A 14387-nucleotide genomic window follows, 5' to 3' on the forward strand; every position below is an offset into this window, starting at 1 on the left:
CCTTCCCTGTAGGAGCAGCCTTGTGCTGCGAATGGGCAAAACACAATGTTGAATGTCGCGCTAACGCTAGGCGCATTTCCTACACAGGTCTACAATCGCCCTCCTCGCTTTTACATCGCCGTCCACACTGATGCCGACCTGTACGCTCCACCCCCTGCCCTACCAGCCTGACCCTGCCGCCTATTTCGCCCGCCTGCGCCAGGCGCCCGGCGCGATTCTGCTCGACAGTGCCCGCCCCGGTGCTGAACGCGGCCGCTTCGACTTGCTCAGCGCCTGGCCCGTGCAACACCTGCAAGCCTACGCAGACGAGGACGGCCGCGCCTTCCTGCAACGGCTGCGCGCAGGGCTGGCGCAACTGGGCCACGCCGACTTGCCGGTTGGAGTGGAACTGCCGTTTGCCGGCGGCCTGATCGGCTACCTCAGCTACGACTTCGGCCGGCGCCTGGAAAACCTGCCCAGCCTGGCCGTCGATGACCTCGGCCTGCCCGATGCACAACTTGGCCTGTACCGCTGGGCATTGGTGACCGACCACACGCTGGCAACCAGCCAGCTGGTGTTCCACCCAAGCCTGGCAAGCGCTGAGCGCGAGCGCCTGATTGCCCTGTTCGAAGCACCCGATTGTGCTGCAACTGGCGATTTCCAACTGCTGGCGGCCATGACCGGCGACTTGAAGCCCGAGCACTACCAAGCAGCGTTCGACCAGGTGCAACGCTACATTCAGGCCGGCGATTGCTACCAGATCAACCTGACACAACGCTTCCGCGCACCGTGCCAGGGCGACCCGTGGCGCGCCTATCAGGCGCTGCGCAAAGCGTGCCCGACGCCATTCTCCGGCTACCAGCAACTGGCCGATGGCAGCGCACTGCTGAGCTTCTCGCCGGAGCGGTTCATTCGCGTCAGCCAAGGGCTGGTCGAGACTCGCCCGATCAAGGGTACCCGGCCACGCTCAAGCAACCCCGACCAGGACGCCCGCAACGCCGAAGAGCTGCTGAACAGCCCCAAGGACCGCTCGGAAAACCTGATGATCGTCGACCTGCTGCGCAACGACCTGGGCCGTACCTGCCAGATCGGCTCGGTCAAGGTGCCCGAGTTGTTCAGCCTGGAAAGCTACCCCAACGTTCACCACCTGGTCAGCAGCATCACCGGGCAATTGGCCACCGACAAGGACCCACTCGACCTGATCGGCGACAGCTTCCCCGGCGGCTCAATCACCGGGGCGCCGAAGATCCGCGCCATGCAGATCATCGACGAACTGGAGCCCAGCCGCCGTGCACTGTATTGCGGCTCGTTGCTGTACGTGGATGTGCGCGGCGAGATGGACAGCTCCATCGCCATTCGCAGCTTGCTCGTGAAGGATGGCCAGGTCAGCTGCTGGGGCGGCGGCGCAGTGGTGGCGGACTCCGACTGGGCGTCGGAATACGAAGAATCGATTGCCAAGGTTCGGGTGCTGATGGAGACCTTGCAACAGCTCTGATTCGGCGCCACAAGGCCTTTATGCCAGGCGTCTAACCCAGCATTTTTTGTTACCATCACCTCATTACGAGCGCACAGCGCCACAGCCAAGATGGAAACCGCCTGATGAGCCAACCCTTCGACGTCGCCGCCCTCGCCGCGACCTATGCCAACAAGTCCCCGCAAGACATCCTGAAACTCGCCTTCGAGCATTTCGGCGACGACTTGTGGATCTCCTTCAGCGGCGCCGAGGATGTGGTGCTGGTCGACATGGCCTGGAAGCTGAACAAACAGGTCAAGGTCTTCAGCCTCGACACCGGCCGCCTGCACCCGGAGACCTACCGCTTCATCGACCAGGTCCGCGAGCAGTACAACCTGCCGATCGAGATCCTCAGCCCGGATCGCAGCAAGCTCGACCCGTTCGTCAAGGAAAAGGGCCTGTTCAGCTTCTACAAGGACGGCCACGGCGAGTGCTGCGGCATCCGCAAGATCGAACCCCTGCGCCGCAAACTGGCCACGGTAAGCGCCTGGGCCACCGGCCAGCGTCGCGACCAGAGCCCAGGCACGCGTAGCCAGGTGGCGGCACTGGAAATCGACAGCGCCTTCTCTACCCCCGAGCGCCCCCTGTACAAGTTCAACCCGCTGGCACAGATGAGCAGCGAAGAAGTGTGGGGCTACATCCGCATGCTCGAGCTGCCCTATAACAGCCTGCACGAGCGCGGCTTCATCAGCATTGGCTGCGAACCGTGCACACGCCCGGTGCTGCCGAACCAGCACGAGCGCGAAGGCCGCTGGTGGTGGGAAGAGTCGACCCAGAAGGAATGCGGCCTGCACGCCGGCAACCTGATCAGCAAGGGCTGATCGACAGGTAAAGAAAAACCGGCCCACTGGGCCGGTTTTTTCATGCTCGAATGGCTTAGTGCACCGGCAGCTCGACGCCTTCGAACAGCTCTTCAAGCTCTTGCTTGTTATGGCACTGGATGGCTTTGGCCATCACTTCGCGGGTCAGGTGCGGGGCGAACTTCTCGATGAAGTCGCACATGAAACCGCGCAGGAAGGTGCCACGGCGGAAGCCGATCTTGGTGATGCTGGCCTCGAACAGTTCGCTGGCATCCAGGGCCACCAGGTCGCTGTCGAGCTTGGTGTCAACGGCCATCTTGGCCACGATGCCCACACCCAGACCCAGGCGCACGTAAGTCTTGATCACGTCGGCGTCGGCGGCGGTGAACACCACTTTCGGCGTCAGGCCGCGATGGTTGAAGGCTTCGTCCAGCTTGGAACGGCCGGTAAAACCGAACACGTAAGTGACGATCGGGTATTCGGCAACGGCTTCCAGGGTCAGCTTCGGCAGCTTGGTCAGCGGGTGCCCCTGCGGAACCACCACGCAGCGGTTCCACTTGTAGCACGGCATCATGATCAGGTCGCCGAACAACTCCAGCGCCTCGGTGGCGATGGCGAAGTCGACAGTGCCATCAGCGGCCATCTCGGCAATTTGCATTGGCGAGCCCTGGTGCATGTGCAGGGCCACTTCCGGGTACTGCTTGATGAAGCTGCTGATCACCGGCGGCAGCGCGTAACGGGCCTGGGTGTGGGTGGTGGCGATGGACAGGGTGCCCTTCTTCTCGTTGGAGAATTCCTGGGCGATCTGCTTGATGCTCTCGACCTTGCGCAGGATTTCGCCAGCGGTATTGATGATGCGCTCACCTGCCGGCGTGACGCGGGTCAGGTGCTTGCCGCTGCGGGCAAAGACTTCAACGCCCAGCTCATCTTCGAGCAAACGGATCTGCTTGCTGATACCTGGCTGGGAGGTATACAGGCTCTGCGCCGTCGCGGAGACGTTGAGGTCGTGGTGCGCCACTTCCCAGATGTAGCGCAGTTGTTGAAGCTTCATAGGTTTCCCTCGGTTCAGCGGTGAGTCAGCGGCAGCAGGCAGCGACGATATATAACTATATTAGTGGTTCTGGAAATAAATCTAGAACTATTTTGTTACACGCGCCCCAGTAATAGCCCACGGCCAGCTTCACGTTTTCCTACGCCCCAGGTGCTGTGCAAGCGGCACCATATACACCGGCACAGACGACAACTGCAGCAACCGCACCGCCGTTCGCCCCAGCGGCACATCAGCGCCCGCGCCGGCACTGTGGCTTCCGAAAATCAGCAAATCGACGCTCAAGCGCTGCGCCTGGTCGAGTATGACCTGGGCAGGGTCACCCTGACGCACACGCACCGCCTTGATGACCGCAAGGTCCGCCTCCTCGCCCAGTTCATCGCGAAAATTTTCCAGCACGCGCTGTTCGATATTCGCCATGACCGTGTTGACGCCCTGGCTGTGCAACTGGTCGAGCGTCTGCTCATCGAGATAGCTTTGCAGCAGCGACTCGGCGAACTGGCCCATGGGCTCCACGGCGTGAATCACATACAACTCCGCATTGAACGTGCGCGCCAATGCCAGGGCGTGCTGCATGACAAAAGGGGCGTAGACACCGAGGTCGGTGGCGTACAGCATGGAGCGGATCATTCGACCTCCTCGACTGCCGCTGCGGCAGAGCAAGCTTCAGCTTAGCAGCGCGCCGCACGCACGCTTTGCCGTCCGGCGTGCTGCTGGCGCGGGCCGCAGGAGGCGTCAGATGGGGCGTGTATCGCGGCTGATGAACGACAGCGCCTGGTACAGCATCTCCATGCGCGGCAAGCTGCAGCCCGCCGCCCGTGCGCGCGCCAGCGGCTCGCCATAAATGGCCTGAAGCTCCAGCGGGCGCTGCTGGGCATGGTCGTGGTACATGCTTGGCCAGTAGTCGGGCATCCGTTCGGTGACCTGGAACAGATGCTCGGCATACCCCTCGGGCAGCACATGGCCACACGCTGCAGCGCCTTGCACCACCTCGCCCATCAACGCCTGGATCAGCGCCCGGCTATGCGGGGCGGCCATCAGCGGCGTGGTGCTGGCGCCGAGCAACACCGAAAGCCCGTTATACGGCACGTTCCACACCAGCTTCTGCCAACGGGCCTGGCTCAGGTTGTCCATGGCCTGCGAATCGATACCCGCCGCCTGGAACAGCCCTGCCCCCTCCTTGACCAGCGCAGCACCACCCTCGCTTGCCGGCCCACTGTGATAGCCCAGGTTGACCGTACCCAGTGCCTGATGGCGGATCACACCCGGGGACTGGCGATTGACGCAAATGAAGCACAGGCCGCCGAGCAGGTGCATGTCGTCGCGCAATGCCGGGCGCAGTTGCTCCTCCACGCCCAGGCCATTCTGCAGCAGCACCACGCGTGCGTCGGGTGCAGCGGCCTGCACGATCAGCGGCGCCAGCTGGTCGTTGCTGGTGGCCTTGGCGCCCACCAGCAACCAGTCGCACTGCGGCATGTCGGCAACATTGGCATACGCCTGAACCTGCATCTGCAACACGCCATGCACGGCACTTTCAAGCACCAGCCCCTGGTCGCGCACCACCTCGTATTCGCTGCGCAGCAGGAAGTGCACGTCGAAACCGGCCCGCGCCAGCATCAACCCATAAAAGCCGCCGATGGCACCACTGCCGATGATACCGATACGTGGTTTGCGCGGATGCATGCCGATCTCCAGGTAAATGTCAGTGCGCTTTTTTACACCGGTTCCGGCCCGCTGGGCACCCCAATCGCGCAACGGCGCCGCCAGCACGGGAAAATCCCTGCCCTGACGGGCCAAAGCCCATTGTCGCGCCACCTGTAACGCGCTAAGGTTCGGCTCCCCGCTGCGAACATTCTTGCTGCTGGGCCGCACGGGGATTGCTGGCGGCCGGCACCCGTGACCTGACGAGTAACACGATGGCTGATTTACCGATCGACGACTTAAACGTTGCCTCCAACGAGACCCTGATCACGCCCGATCAGCTCAAGAAGGAAATCCCCCTCAGCGCCACGGCCTTGCAGACCGTGACTGCCGGCCGCCAAGTGGTGCGCGATATTCTCGACGGCAAGGACCATCGCCTGTTCGTCGTGGTCGGCCCCTGCTCCATCCACGACATCAAGGCTGCCCACGAGTACGCCGAACGCCTGAAGGTATTGGCTGCGGAAGTCTCCGACACCCTCTATCTGGTCATGCGCGTGTACTTCGAGAAGCCGCGCACCACCGTAGGCTGGAAAGGCCTGATCAACGATCCGTACCTGGATGACTCGTTCAAGATCCAGGACGGCCTGCACATCGGCCGCCAACTGCTGCTGGACCTGGCTGAAATGGGCCTGCCGACCGCTACCGAAGCGCTCGACCCGATCTCCCCGCAGTACCTGCAGGACCTGATCAGCTGGTCGGCCATCGGCGCCCGCACCACCGAATCCCAGACCCACCGCGAAATGGCCTCGGGCCTGTCTTCGGCGGTCGGCTTCAAGAACGGCACCGATGGCGGCCTGACCGTTGCGATCAACGCTCTGCAGTCGGTGTCCAAACCGCACCGCTTCCTTGGCATCAACCAGGAAGGCGGCGTCTCGATCGTCACCACCAAGGGCAACCCTTACGGTCACGTGGTGCTGCGCGGCGGCAATGGCAAGCCGAATTATGATTCGGTCAGCGTCGCCTTGTGCGAACAAGACCTGGCCAAGGCCAAGATCAAGGCCAACATCATGGTCGACTGCAGCCACGCCAACTCCAACAAGGACCCGGCCCTGCAGCCACTGGTGATGGAAAACGTCGCGAACCAAATCCTCGAAGGTAACCAGTCGATCATCGGCCTGATGGTCGAGAGCCACTTGAACTGGGGCTGCCAGTCGATTCCGAAAGACCTGAACGAACTGCAATATGGTGTTTCGGTGACCGACGCCTGTATTGACTGGTCTGCGACTGAGAAGACCTTGCGAAGCATGCACGCCAAGCTCAAGGATGTACTGCCGCAGCGCCAGCGCGGCTGACAAAAAAAGGGCCGCTAAGCGGCCCTTTTTTTTACAGGTTCAGACTTTGCTCGAATGACGCTGCTGGCGTTCCATGTAGCGTTCTACATAAGAGCACGACGGAATCACCGTGTACCCCATCTGCTCGGCATACTCCAGGGCCCGCTCGGTCAGCGCTGCGGCAATGCCACGCCCGCGCAGGGCGTTAGGCACGAAGGTGCGATAGATGTCCAGCGTCTGCTTGCCCAGATCCATGTACGTCAGATAGGCACGATGACCGTCCACGTTGGTCTCGAACTGATGACCGGCTTGGTCATGGTGGATGGTCAGCGCTTCGCTCATCACTACTCCTCGCAGGTCTTCTCGGCAGACCCATACCTTAACCGATGGTGGTTTATCCGGCACAGAATCCTCTACGCCACCTGTTGCCCCTTGGACCACAGGACGATTGCAATCGTTCTACCGTCGGGCATTCACAAGATAGTAGGCGCGGCAAGCAGGATTGCTCAAGGTGGCAACGGTTAAAAAACGGCAAAAAACGTCGCTAATGGACTCTTCCCGTTACGCCAACAGCCGCCGGATGTTGTAGGGCTTAAGACGCTGAACGACAGACAAAGTCACCGTTAGTTCAACAAAAAAGTTCCCGTAGTACAGACGGTTGCGGCCCCTGTACGTTTTTTTCACAAACGCGTCGCAAATCTTGTCGGCGTGACCTGGAGCAACATTTTTTTTGCAGTTCTTGCGCTCTGTCAGTTTACTTACTACAAGTAATGGGTACTATGTACGCCGGCCAGTTTCTCTTTTCCGAGAGATGGCTCTTTAATAGAAAGTCCTTGAAGGGGAACACGATGAACAACGTTCTGAAATTCTCTGCTCTGGCTCTGGCCGCAGTTCTGGCTACCGGTTGCAGCAGCGTATCCAAAGAAACCGAAGCTCGTCTGACTGCGACTGAAGACGCAGCAGCTCGCGCTCAAGCTCGTGCAGACGAAGCCTACCGTAAGGCTGACGACGCACTGGCAGCCGCTCAGAAGGCTCAGCAAACCGCTGACGAAGCCAATGAGCGCGCTCTGCGTATGCTGGACAAAGCCAGCCGCAAGTAATAGTCCTCACGGATTGTTATGAAGCCGACCCACTTGTGGGTCGGCTTTTTTATTGCCCCGCAACAAGCAGTGCACAAACGAAAAGGCCTGCACTAAGGCAGGCCCTGGGCAGCTCGCGAACGCTTACTGCAGTTCAGGCGGGATGCTCGAAACCATCGGCGCCGTACCCTGATTATCGACTGGGACGGCAATTTCGACGGGCATGCCATCTTCAGCGGCGACAACGTCACGCACCATGTCCCAGTTCATGCGCAGGTTGTTCGCCAGGTCTTCACGCTTGAGCAATGCATTGATAACCGCAGTGTGCTTATCCACCACCGACGGATTACCTTGATCGTCCAACGGCGTGTGCGCTTCGAGGTAGACCTTGCCAGCACTGATACCGAACTTGTAAGGCTCGTTGATGATGCGCACTGGGGTACCTACCGGCACCATCTTCGACAGCTCGACCACGTTGTTGTTGAGCATGCGGAAGCAACCGTGACTGGTGCGCATGCCGATGCCAAACTTCTTGTTTGAACCATGAATCAGGTAACCCGGTACACCCAGGGTGAACTTGAACGGGCCCAGCGGATTGTCCGGCCCGGCAGGCACCACGGTCGGCAGGATGTCGCCGTCGGCGGCGTGCTCGGCGCGAATCGAAGCGGGCGGGGTCCAGGTCGGGTTCGGGGTTTTGGCGGTGATCTTGGTATTGGCGATTGGCGAACCCCAACCTTCACGACCAATGCCCAGCGGGAAGGTGTACACCACGCTCTGCCCTTTCGGGTAGTAGTACAGACGGTACTCGGCCAGGTTGATGACCACGCCTTCGCGCGGCCCCGGCGGCAGCACATAGCGGGTCGGCAGGATGATTTCGGTACCGGCACCCGGCAACCAAGGGTCGACGCCCGGGTTGGCGGCGATCATTTCCAGGTAGCCAAGGTCGTTGGCAGTGCCGATATCGGCGAAGGTGTCTTCGTACTTTGCCTTGATCACCTGCACCTGGCCGACGATGTCTTCACCGGGGGGTGGCAATGGCAGCTCCAGCGCAGCAGCGGGGCCCGCTACCAGCAGGGCGGCCAGGGACAGGCTACGGGTGACGGCAGGAAAGCGCGGCAACATCCGGTAAATCCTTCGAAAGGTGGGTCAAGAGGATCGATTGTACACCCGCACCGATGCAAGCGGGAGGCATTGGCGTCACGCAAGCGTTTCAGATGATGAAAGGTGTGTCAGGTTTGGCATCAAAGCTGCGGCCACACCGGGCGCATGCCGCGCCGCTGGGCGTCGAGAATGGCGCGGCAGAGCGCGCACAGGCGGTCGTCGCGGTAGATCGACCGTTGCACCCCGGACCAGCGCGGCTGCGCGGGCAGCAAACCGCCGCACAAGGTACGGTCGACCGGCACGCCCAGCTCAAGCTGGCGGGCCGCCAGGTGGACGCGAATTTCCTGGCAGGCAAACAGGTCGAGCTGTTCGTCAGGCTCGATCAGTTGGTAGGCATAAAGGGACCAGGCAGGGCGCGGCATCGGGGGCTCTCGAAACGGGGGGCGCAACCTTAGCCGAAAGCCGGCCCCGTTTAAAGCGTCACAGCAAGGGTTTTATCGCCGGCCAGGCATTTTCCAGCAGGCGCTGCTGGGCACCTTGCGCAGGATGGATGCCATCAGCTTGCATCAGCGCCGGCACACCGCCCACACCCTCCAGGAAAAACGGCACCAACGGCACCTGTTTTTCCGCAGCCAACTGTTCATACACCTGGGCAAACGCCGTGGTGTAACGCACACCATAGTTGGGCGGCAGGCGCATCCCCAGCAACAGCACCTTGGCACCTGCTTGCCGAGCGCTCTCGATCATCGAAGCAAGATTTTGTTGCAATTGCTGCGGCGGCTGCCCGCGCAGCCCGTCATTGCCGCCCAACTCCAGCACCACCACCGCCGGCTTGTGCGCTGCAAGCAGCGCCGGCAGCCGCGCCTGGCCTCCTGCACTGGTGTCGCCGCTGATCGACGCGTTGACCACCTGATCATCGAAACCTTCGTCCTTGAGCCGGGTCTGCAACAAAGAGACCCACCCCTGGCGGCTATCCAGGCCAAAACCGGCGCTGATACTATCGCCAACCACCAGCACCGTTCCCGCCGTGGCGCTCTGGGCCAGGCAACACAAGGCCAGACCGGCACTCAACCACCACATTCGCATTGGATTCTCCATGGGCCCCAGCATTCTCGTTGCGCAGAACCTTAGCAAAGTGGTCCCCAGCGCGGAAGGCGATCTGACCATCCTCCACGCCCTCTCCCTCGATCTCGCCCAAGGCGACAGCCTGGCCATCGTCGGTGCTTCGGGCTCAGGCAAGTCAACGTTGCTCGGCTTGCTCGCCGGCCTCGACCAGCCCAGCGCCGGCAAGGTCATCCTCGCCGGGCATGACCTGGGCCCACTGGACGAAGACCAGCGCGCCCGCGTGCGCGCCGAGCATGTCGGCTTCGTATTCCAGTCATTCCAGTTGCTAGACAGCCTCAACGCCTTGGAGAACGTCATGCTACCCCTGGAGTTGGACGGCCGCCGTGATGCCCGCGAACACGCCCGCACCCTGCTCGAACGGGTTGGCCTGGGCAAGCGCCTGAGCCACACCCCGCGCCAGCTGTCCGGTGGCGAGCAACAACGGGTGGCGATTGCCCGCGCCTTCGCGGCACAACCTGCCGTGCTGTTCGCCGACGAGCCCACCGGCAACCTCGACAGCCACACCGGCGAGCGCATCAGCGACCTGCTGTTCGAATTGAACAAGGAGCGCGGCACCACCTTGGTACTGGTCACCCATGACGAACGCCTGGCCAGACGCTGCCGGCGCCTTATCCGCCTGGACGCCGGCCGCCTGGTGGCCCCGGTGGAGGTCTGAGCTCATGACCAGCATGCCCTTCTCCCGATTGTGCGGCCTGGCGTTGCGCCAGTTGCTACGTGACATCCGCGCCAGCGAAGTGCGCGTGCTGTTCTTTGCCCTGCTGGTGGCCGTTGCGGCCAGTACGGCGATTGGTTACTTCGGTGCCCGCCTCAACGGCGCCATGCAATTACGTGCCAGCGAATTCCTCGGTGCCGACTTGGTGCTGCAAGGCAGCGCACCTGCCCGGGACGAACAGATCAGCGCAGGCAAGGCCCTCGGCTTGCGCCACGCCCAAGTGGTCGAATTCACCAGCGTGGTGGGCGGTGACAGCGGCATCCAGCTGTCCAGCGTCAAGGCCGCCGACGGCGCCTACCCCTTGCGCGGGCAAGTCCGCAGTGCCGCCGCCCCCTATGCCCAGGAAACCCCCGGGGGTGGCCCGGCGCCCGGGGAGGCCTGGGTCGAACCAAGGCTGCTGGCCGCGCTGGGGCTAGCGATCGGTGACAGCATCGACGTGGGCATGAAAACCCTGCGCATGAGCCGCGTACTGACCTACGAGCCGGACCGCGCCAACAACTTCTATAGCCTGACCCCGCGGGTAATGATGAACCTGGCGGACCTGGCCGCGACCGAGGTGATCCAGCCGGGCAGCCGGGTGTCCTACCGCGACCTGTGGCGCGGCGACGTCGAAGCGCTGGCCCAGTATCGCCAGGCCGTGGAGAAAAACCTCGCGGCCAACCAGCGCCTGCTCGACACCCGCGATGGCAACCGCCAGATTGGGGGCGCCCTGAGCAAAGCCGAGCGCTACCTGAACATGGCAAGCCTGGTGGCGGTATTGCTGGCCGGCGTCGCCGTGGCCATGTCGGCCAGCCGCTACGCCGCCCGGCGCCTGGATGCCAGTGCGCTGCTTCGCTGCCTGGGCCTTTCCCGTCGGCAGGCCCTGGGCCTGTACTGTGTGCAGCTGGCCATGCTTGGCCTGGTGGCTGCCGTGGCAGGCGCCCTGCTCGGCTGGTTGGCGCAACTGGGCCTGTTCCGGCTGCTGCACGGCCTTCTGCCGAGCGTGGTTCCGCCTGGCGGTGTCGTACCCGCGCTGGCCGGCATCGGCACCGGGCTGGTCGCCCTGGCCGGCTTCGCCCTGCCGCCCATTGCCGCCCTCGGCCAGGTACCCCCGCTGCGCGTGCTGCGCCGTGACCTGCTGCCGGTGCCACCCAGCAGTTGGCTGGTGTATGGCGCCGCCTTGTTGGCCCTGGGCCTGATCATGTGGCGCCTGAGCCTAGACCTGCTGCTGACCTTCGCACTGCTGGGCGGTGGCCTGGTCGCGGCGGTGGTGCTCGGCGGCCTGCTGCTACTGGGCCTGCGCAGCTTGCGCCAACTGTTGGTCGGTGCCCCGCTGGCCTGGCGCCTTGGGCTCGGGCAATTGTTGCGCCATCCGTTGGCTGCCGCTGGCCAGGCCCTGGCTTTTGGCCTGATTCTGCTGGCCATGGCGCTGGTCGCATTGCTGCGTGCCGAGCTGCTCGACACCTGGCAGGCACAATTGCCCAAGGATGCACCCAACCACTTCGCCCTGAACATCCTGCCGGATGATCGTGAGCCCTTCGCTCAACACCTGCAGCAGGTCAATGCGGCCTCGGCACCGCTGTACCCGGTAACGCCCGGCCGCCTGATCCAGATCAACCAGCAACCGGTGCAGCAGATCGTCAGCAAAGACTCCGCCGGCGAGCGCGCCGTGCAACGCGACCTCAGCCTGACCTGGGCCGCCGAACTGCCCAATGGCAATACACTGACGGCAGGTGAATGGTGGCAGGCACTGCCGTCGGGCGACGAGATACCGGGCGTTTCGGTGGAAGCCGAACTGGCCACGAGCCTGAAGCTGCAACTGGGTGACCTGCTGACCTTCGACATCGGTGGCCAGCAACGCCAGGCCCGGGTCAGCAGCCTGCGCAGTGTGCACTGGGACAGCTTCCAGCCGAACTTCTACATGATCTTCCAGCCTGGCACGCTGCAGGGGTTGCCCACGACTTACCTCACCAGCTTCTATCTGGCCCCAGGCCATGACCTGGATGTGGTCGCGCTGTCACGGGCTTTCCCGGCGGTGACCATCCTGCAGGTTGACGCGTTGCTGGATCAGCTGCGCAGCATCCTTGCTCAGGTCACCCTGGCGGTCGAGTACGTACTGCTGTTCGTCTTGGCGGCAGGCTTGGCGGTGCTGTTCGCCGGCTTGCAGGCAACACTGGACGAACGCATTCGCCAAGGCGCCCTGCTGCGGGCACTGGGCGCGGCACGGCCATTGCTGGTCAAGGCAAGACGTATCGAGTTTGGCCTGCTGGGCGCAGCCAGCGGGTTGCTGGCTGCACTGGGTTGCGAGTTGATCACGCTGGTGCTGTACCGCTATGCCTTCGACCTGCAATGGAACCCGCACCCGTGGCTGCTCGTGTTACCTCTGGCGGGGGCAGTGCTGGTGGGGGGTGCTGGGGTGCTCGGCACGCGGCGGGCGCTCAATGCCAGCCCGTTGACGGTGTTGCGGGAGGGGTGAAAAAACCGCTACAGGAGCGTAATGCTGTTCACTTAAGAATGCTGGGGCCGCTCTGCGGCCCATCGCGGCACAAGGCCGCTCCCACATCGACCGCGTTATACCCCTAGGGCCGTTCCTACACGTAGCTGATGCTGTTGACGTACCAGGCCGCGTCGCCGGTCGGGGTCTGCACCACCACCTCGTCGCCCTCCTCCTTTTTGAGCAAGGCACGGGCCATGGGTGAGTCGATCGAGATGTAGTCGTTACGCCCATAGATCTCGTCATACCCGACAATGCGAAACTTCTTGGTCTCGCCCTCGTCGTTCTCGATCTCGACCCAGGCACCGAAAAACACCTTCCCTTCCTGCTCTGGCGAATACGCCACGACCTTTACATCCTCAAGGCGCTTGCGCAGATACCGGACCCGGCGGTCGATCTCGCGCAACAGCTTCTTGTTGTATTGGTAATCGGCATTCTCGCTGCGATCACCCAGCGATGCCGCCCAGGTCACCTTCTGGGTGATCTCGGGGCGGTAGACACGCCACAGGTGATCCAGCTCTTTTTTCAGGGCCTCATGGCCTTCGGTGGTGATGATGTTGGTGCTCAACAGCGTTCTCCTCAACGGCGGGTGATCAGGCCTTGACGAGCGATGCGGGTGAGATGGCCAATGACTTCGGCGGCCTCGGCAGAGGCCGGGGCCTGAATGACCGCCAAATCGAAACGGTCGTTGCCATACTGCGCGAGATGGCAGCAGGTTTCGGTGAACTGGATAAGAAAGGCACGCGCCTGGCCCTTGCGACGTGAAAGGCCTTCGAGATGACGCAAAAGGGTAGGCTGATGCTGGCCACCGAGCAGGATGCGCGGTGTGCGGGAGGCCTCGTTTGCAGGCAACGGGCTCAAACAGACGCTAGTACGTGGGCTACGTGGGCAACTCATGGTGCTTCTCTCCGCCTCGCGAATCCCGCTGGGCAGCGGTGGGAGGCGTCACCGAACCAGCGCTTTAGCGGTATTTCGGATGACCCGGAGGGGGCCTCTCCTGCGCCCCGCAAGTAGCTGTTTAAATCGGCGCAGGCGGTATGCTAGAGCTACAAGCGCAAAGATTCAAGCCTCAAGCTGCACGATGCAGCTTGAGGCCCGGGGCCTGTCAGCGGGCGATCAGGCGGTCGAGGGAGAAGCGACCTGCACCTTCGATCATCACCGCCAGGGTGCCGGCCAGCAGCGCCAGGGCAAATTCATAACCGTTGTTGGCCATGAACAGGCCGTTGCCGATGTGCACCGAAAAGATCGCCACCACCAGGGTGACCGTCAGCGCCAGGGCCGCTGGGCGTGCCAGCAGGCCGATCACCAGGGCCAGGCCGCCGAAGAACTCGGCGCTGCCAGACAGCAAGGCCATCAGGTAACCCGGTGCCAGCCCGATGCTTTCCATCCACTGGCCGGTGCCCTCCAGGCCATAGCCGCCAAACAGGCCGAACAGCTTCTGCGCGCCATGCGCCATGAAGATGATGCCGACCAGGATACGGATCACGCTGAGGCCAGCGCCTGCACGGGTTGCGATCACTGCGTTGAGGGAGGTGGTGTTCATGTTGTGGCGTCCTTGAATCCGGGAAGTTGTGTTGGAATGGCG

General features: G+C 62.7%; 16 protein-coding genes. 6 read left to right on the top strand and 10 right to left on the bottom strand.

Going from position 1 to position 14387, the window contains the following annotated elements:
* Positions 1-130 precede the first annotated feature (130 nt).
* Positions 131-1474: an aminodeoxychorismate synthase component I gene (pabB, locus tag AC5PZ0_RS08895; RefSeq protein WP_493854719.1), complete on the top strand. Its 1344-nt coding sequence runs from the start codon at positions 131-133 to the stop codon at positions 1472-1474.
* A gap of 104 nt (positions 1475-1578) precedes the next feature.
* Positions 1579-2313 (top strand): phosphoadenylyl-sulfate reductase, encoded by a 735-nt coding sequence (locus AC5PZ0_RS08900; protein WP_099429928.1) that lies wholly within the window; start codon positions 1579-1581, stop codon positions 2311-2313.
* A 55-nt stretch (positions 2314-2368) separates the two neighbouring features.
* Here AC5PZ0_RS08900 and cysB read toward each other — a convergent pair whose 3' ends face one another.
* The 3 genes from cysB to AC5PZ0_RS08915 form a co-directional block, all read right to left on the bottom strand.
* On the bottom strand, positions 2369-3343 hold the full coding sequence (gene cysB, locus AC5PZ0_RS08905) for an HTH-type transcriptional regulator CysB (RefSeq protein ID WP_027593928.1): 975 nt from the start codon (positions 3341-3343) through the stop codon (positions 2369-2371).
* Positions 3344-3472: 129 nt separating this feature from the next.
* Positions 3473-3970: a universal stress protein gene (locus AC5PZ0_RS08910; protein ID WP_493854720.1), complete on the bottom strand. Its 498-nt coding sequence runs from the start codon at positions 3968-3970 to the stop codon at positions 3473-3475.
* A 105-nt stretch (positions 3971-4075) separates the two neighbouring features.
* Positions 4076-5023, bottom strand: a complete 948-nt coding sequence (locus AC5PZ0_RS08915) for a putative 2-dehydropantoate 2-reductase (protein ID WP_493854721.1) — start codon at positions 5021-5023, stop codon at positions 4076-4078.
* Positions 5024-5256: 233 nt separating this feature from the next.
* Between AC5PZ0_RS08915 and AC5PZ0_RS08920 the strand changes: the two genes are divergently transcribed.
* A complete protein-coding gene (locus tag AC5PZ0_RS08920) occupies positions 5257-6333 on the top strand; it encodes a 3-deoxy-7-phosphoheptulonate synthase (RefSeq protein ID WP_099429929.1) in 1077 nt (358 codons plus the stop codon).
* 39 nt (positions 6334-6372) lie between these two features.
* On the opposite strand, the gene AC5PZ0_RS08925 is transcribed toward AC5PZ0_RS08920, so the two are convergent.
* Entirely contained in the window at positions 6373-6654 is a 282-nt protein-coding gene (locus AC5PZ0_RS08925) for a GNAT family N-acetyltransferase (RefSeq protein WP_025338432.1), read from the bottom strand.
* 506 nt (positions 6655-7160) lie between these two features.
* Between AC5PZ0_RS08925 and oprI the strand changes: the two genes are divergently transcribed.
* Complete coding sequence (gene oprI, locus AC5PZ0_RS08930; RefSeq protein WP_003259780.1) at positions 7161-7412, top strand: outer membrane lipoprotei OprI; 252 nt, start codon at positions 7161-7163, stop codon at positions 7410-7412.
* Between the two features lie 123 nt (positions 7413-7535).
* Here oprI and AC5PZ0_RS08935 read toward each other — a convergent pair whose 3' ends face one another.
* From AC5PZ0_RS08935 to AC5PZ0_RS08945, 3 genes are all read right to left on the bottom strand, one after another.
* The gene (locus AC5PZ0_RS08935; protein ID WP_085273233.1) at positions 7536-8513 is read right to left on the bottom strand and encodes a L,D-transpeptidase family protein; all 978 of its coding nucleotides are present in this window, start codon (positions 8511-8513) and stop codon (positions 7536-7538) included.
* Between the two features lie 119 nt (positions 8514-8632).
* Positions 8633-8914: a hypothetical protein gene (locus AC5PZ0_RS08940; RefSeq protein WP_099453482.1), complete on the bottom strand. Its 282-nt coding sequence runs from the start codon at positions 8912-8914 to the stop codon at positions 8633-8635.
* A 58-nt stretch (positions 8915-8972) separates the two neighbouring features.
* Entirely contained in the window at positions 8973-9578 is a 606-nt protein-coding gene (locus tag AC5PZ0_RS08945; RefSeq protein ID WP_027593934.1) for an arylesterase, read from the bottom strand.
* Between the two features lie 10 nt (positions 9579-9588).
* Here AC5PZ0_RS08945 and AC5PZ0_RS08950 point away from each other — a divergent pair, with 10 nt between their 5' ends.
* Both AC5PZ0_RS08950 and AC5PZ0_RS08955 read left to right on the top strand, forming a co-directional pair.
* A complete protein-coding gene (locus AC5PZ0_RS08950; RefSeq protein WP_027593935.1) occupies positions 9589-10272 on the top strand; it encodes an ABC transporter ATP-binding protein in 684 nt (227 codons plus the stop codon).
* A gap of 4 nt (positions 10273-10276) precedes the next feature.
* Positions 10277-12784, top strand: coding sequence for an ABC transporter permease (locus AC5PZ0_RS08955; protein WP_493854722.1), 2508 nt, complete (start codon positions 10277-10279; stop codon positions 12782-12784).
* Between the two features lie 115 nt (positions 12785-12899).
* Here the strand turns inward: AC5PZ0_RS08955 and greB are convergent, their stop codons facing one another.
* The 3 genes from greB to AC5PZ0_RS08970 form a co-directional block, all read right to left on the bottom strand.
* Positions 12900-13370: a transcription elongation factor GreB gene (gene greB, locus AC5PZ0_RS08960; RefSeq protein ID WP_099429931.1), complete on the bottom strand. Its 471-nt coding sequence runs from the start codon at positions 13368-13370 to the stop codon at positions 12900-12902.
* An 11-nt stretch (positions 13371-13381) separates the two neighbouring features.
* On the bottom strand, positions 13382-13699 hold the full coding sequence (locus AC5PZ0_RS08965) for a hypothetical protein (protein ID WP_027593938.1): 318 nt from the start codon (positions 13697-13699) through the stop codon (positions 13382-13384).
* A 208-nt stretch (positions 13700-13907) separates the two neighbouring features.
* A complete protein-coding gene (locus AC5PZ0_RS08970; protein ID WP_085273231.1) occupies positions 13908-14345 on the bottom strand; it encodes a DoxX family protein in 438 nt (145 codons plus the stop codon).
* Positions 14346-14387: the final 42 nt, after the last annotated feature.

Source organism: Pseudomonas sp. 5.2 (genome assembly GCF_059025405.1).

What these genes read in the sequence shown, in the direction of transcription:
- AC5PZ0_RS08910 (WP_493854720.1), bottom strand. Translation starts at nt 3,970, where the DNA reads ATGATCCGCTCCATGCTGTACGCCACCGACCTCGGTGTCTACGCCCCT.
- pabB (WP_493854719.1), top strand. Translation starts at nt 131, where the DNA reads ATGCCGACCTGTACGCTCCACCCCCTGCCCTACCAGCCTGACCCTGCC.
- AC5PZ0_RS08900 (WP_099429928.1), top strand. Translation starts at nt 1,579, where the DNA reads ATGAGCCAACCCTTCGACGTCGCCGCCCTCGCCGCGACCTATGCCAAC.
- AC5PZ0_RS08920 (WP_099429929.1), top strand. Translation starts at nt 5,257, where the DNA reads ATGGCTGATTTACCGATCGACGACTTAAACGTTGCCTCCAACGAGACC.
- oprI (WP_003259780.1), top strand. Translation starts at nt 7,161, where the DNA reads ATGAACAACGTTCTGAAATTCTCTGCTCTGGCTCTGGCCGCAGTTCTG.
- AC5PZ0_RS08925 (WP_025338432.1), bottom strand. Translation starts at nt 6,654, where the DNA reads ATGAGCGAAGCGCTGACCATCCACCATGACCAAGCCGGTCATCAGTTC.
- AC5PZ0_RS08935 (WP_085273233.1), bottom strand. Translation starts at nt 8,513, where the DNA reads ATGTTGCCGCGCTTTCCTGCCGTCACCCGTAGCCTGTCCCTGGCCGCC.
- AC5PZ0_RS08955 (WP_493854722.1), top strand. Translation starts at nt 10,277, where the DNA reads ATGACCAGCATGCCCTTCTCCCGATTGTGCGGCCTGGCGTTGCGCCAG.
- cysB (WP_027593928.1), bottom strand. Translation starts at nt 3,343, where the DNA reads ATGAAGCTTCAACAACTGCGCTACATCTGGGAAGTGGCGCACCACGAC.
- AC5PZ0_RS08915 (WP_493854721.1), bottom strand. Translation starts at nt 5,023, where the DNA reads ATGCATCCGCGCAAACCACGTATCGGTATCATCGGCAGTGGTGCCATC.
- AC5PZ0_RS08940 (WP_099453482.1), bottom strand. Translation starts at nt 8,914, where the DNA reads ATGCCGCGCCCTGCCTGGTCCCTTTATGCCTACCAACTGATCGAGCCT.
- AC5PZ0_RS08950 (WP_027593935.1), top strand. Translation starts at nt 9,589, where the DNA reads ATGGGCCCCAGCATTCTCGTTGCGCAGAACCTTAGCAAAGTGGTCCCC.
- AC5PZ0_RS08965 (WP_027593938.1), bottom strand. Translation starts at nt 13,699, where the DNA reads ATGAGTTGCCCACGTAGCCCACGTACTAGCGTCTGTTTGAGCCCGTTG.
- AC5PZ0_RS08945 (WP_027593934.1), bottom strand. Translation starts at nt 9,578, where the DNA reads ATGCGAATGTGGTGGTTGAGTGCCGGTCTGGCCTTGTGTTGCCTGGCC.
- AC5PZ0_RS08970 (WP_085273231.1), bottom strand. Translation starts at nt 14,345, where the DNA reads ATGAACACCACCTCCCTCAACGCAGTGATCGCAACCCGTGCAGGCGCT.